General features: G+C 71.1%; 2 protein-coding genes and 1 pseudogene. 2 read left to right on the forward strand and 1 reads right to left on the reverse strand.

The genetic code is table 11. The annotated features are described in order from the left end of the window. Together DBR34_RS20105 and DBR34_RS20110 are read left to right on the forward strand one after the other, a co-directional pair. On the forward strand, window positions 1-943 hold a 943-nt coding region (locus DBR34_RS20105), incomplete at its 5' end, for a ribonuclease H-like domain-containing protein (protein WP_258224195.1). An 80-nt stretch (window positions 944-1,023) separates the two neighbouring features. Further along, complete coding sequence (locus DBR34_RS20110; RefSeq protein WP_128098094.1) at window positions 1,024-1,344, forward strand: I78 family peptidase inhibitor; 321 nt, start codon at window positions 1,024-1,026, stop codon at window positions 1,342-1,344. 60 nt (window positions 1,345-1,404) lie between these two features. Here the strand turns inward: DBR34_RS20110 and DBR34_RS20115 are convergent. Continuing rightward, a pseudogene (locus DBR34_RS20115) lies at window positions 1,405-2,112 on the reverse strand (hypothetical protein); the annotation flags it as partial.

Genomic DNA, 2,112 nt, shown 5'->3' on the forward strand with positions numbered 1-2,112 from the left:
CCCCGCGGCCGCCAACGATGCCCGCGCGCGCAAGCCCGCACCGGCCTCGGTGTTCGCCTGGGTCGAGCAGGAAATCCGCCACAAGCCCACCGGTGACGCGGCGCCTGTACCGGCAGCGGGAGCGCCCGCACCGGCCCTGCGCACACCCGACGTGGGCAGCCTGCACCGGCTGCTGGGCCTGCGCGGTCGCGGCAGCGCCGCCGCGCCCGCGCCACGCGCCAACGCGCAGGACCGCCATGTGCCCGGCGAAGAGATCGCGCCCGGGCTGTTCCTGATCGAATCGTTCCTGCCGCAGCCCATCCCCACCCAGCCGCTGTCGCTGGCATTTGCCAAGCGCGAAGGCGAACAGGTGCAGCCGCAGGACCTCATGTTCTTCGATACCGAAACCACCGGCCTGGCCGGCGGCACCGGCACCCGCGCCTTCATGATCGGCGCGGCCGACTGGCACGCCCATCCCGAGCAGGGCGACGGCCTGCGCATCCGCCAGCTGCTGATGACCACCATGGCCGCCGAAACCGCGATGCTGCGCGAGTTTGCCGGCTGGCTGCAGCCCACCACCGTGTTCTCCAGCTACAACGGCCGCTGCTACGACGCGCCGCTGCTGAAGACCCGCTACCGGCTGGCCCGGCAGCGCTGCCCGATCACCCCGCTGGACCACGTGGACCTGCTGTTCCCCACCCGCCGCCGCTACCGCGGCACCTGGGAAAACTGCCGGCTGGCCACCATCGAACGGCAGCTGCTGCAGATCGTGCGCGAAGACGACCTGCCGGGTTCGGAAGCCCCGGCGGCATGGTTGAACTACCTGCGCGGGGGCAGCGCGGTGAACCTGCGCCGCGTGGCCGAACACAACCACCAGGACGTGGTGACGCTGTCGCTGTTGATGCTGCGGCTGGTGGCCGAGGAACAGCGCGCGCGGGAAACGCTGGCGTTGCAGGGACAATGAACGCGGCGGTGGGGCTTTTGACGCGGTGTGAAGCCCGCACCCACCACACTGCCCGCTACTGACCCTGGGAGGAGTACCGCATGCGCCTTACCCTGATGGTGGCTTTAGGTTGTGCCTTGCCGCTGGCCGCCTGCAGCCAGCCGCCGAAAACCAACGCCCCGACCTCCGAGCCCATGGCCGCCGGTGCCGACAGTGCCGCCCGCTGCGATGCGGAGAAGTTGAACGGCCTGGTGGGCCAGACCGCCAGCGAGGCGGTACTCGCCAAGGCCGTCAAGGACAGCGGCGCCCGCCATGCGCGCGTGCTCAAGCCCGGCATGGCCATGACCATGGACTACCGCGAAGACCGCGTCAGCATCGAAGTGGATGATCAGAACAGGATCGTGCGCGCCAACTGCGGTTGATCGCCTGGGCTGATGAAGACGGCGGCCTGCGGTGCTACGCAGGCCGCCGTTTCCGTGTGGTCAGTCGCGCAGGCGCTCGGCCTTGCCGCTGGACAATGCCTGGTCGATCGCCGCGCGCACGTCACGTGCGGCGCGGGCCGACGCCATGCTCTGCTGCTGCGCCAGGCGCGCCTGCTCGCGGCCAAGTTCGGCCTGTTCGCGGGCGACCCGGGCGATGCGCTGCGCATCCACGGCCTTGGCCGATGCGGTGCGCGCCTGACGCGCTGCCTGGTTGGCCTCTGCGGCCGCATCCAGCGTGGTCTGCCGCACGGCCGCGTGGCTCACCGCGTCAACATCCAGATGCGCCATGACATCCGCGGTGACCTGCATGCTCAGTTTGGCCATCTGCTCGCCGACCTCTGATTGGCGATCGCCCAGTTCCGCCTGCGCGTCGCCCAGCGCGGCCACCTCGCTCTGGCTGCGCCCCAGCTGCCGCAGCACGGCCGGATCGCGGATCAGGTAGCGGGCCTGCCCGCGCCGTACCCACAGCACCGGTTCGTCATCGCGGGCATCGCGCCGCGCCTGCTTGAGGTCGGCCAACGAGGCGTTGACGAAGTTGTCGCCGTCGCCCATCAGCACGAAGGCCTGCGCCGGTTGCCGGGACAGCGTGAGCTGGCCGTGGGTGACCAGCGGCACGTCCTCGTCCAGCGCCTGGGAGGGAGCCGGCGCACGTGGGGCCTGCGGTGCCATCGGCGGTTCCGGCGGCGGCAGCGGCGCAGGGGCCGCCAT

The organism is Stenotrophomonas sp. HMWF003 (genome assembly GCF_003061285.1).
In the GTDB taxonomy this organism is placed as follows: domain Bacteria; phylum Pseudomonadota; class Gammaproteobacteria; order Xanthomonadales; family Xanthomonadaceae; genus Stenotrophomonas; species Stenotrophomonas maltophilia_AP.

Excerpts from the sequence above, each read along its gene's own strand:
- DBR34_RS20110 (WP_128098094.1), top strand. The coding sequence starts at position 1,024 with ATGCGCCTTACCCTGATGGTGGCTTTAGGTTGTGCCTTGCCGCTGGCC.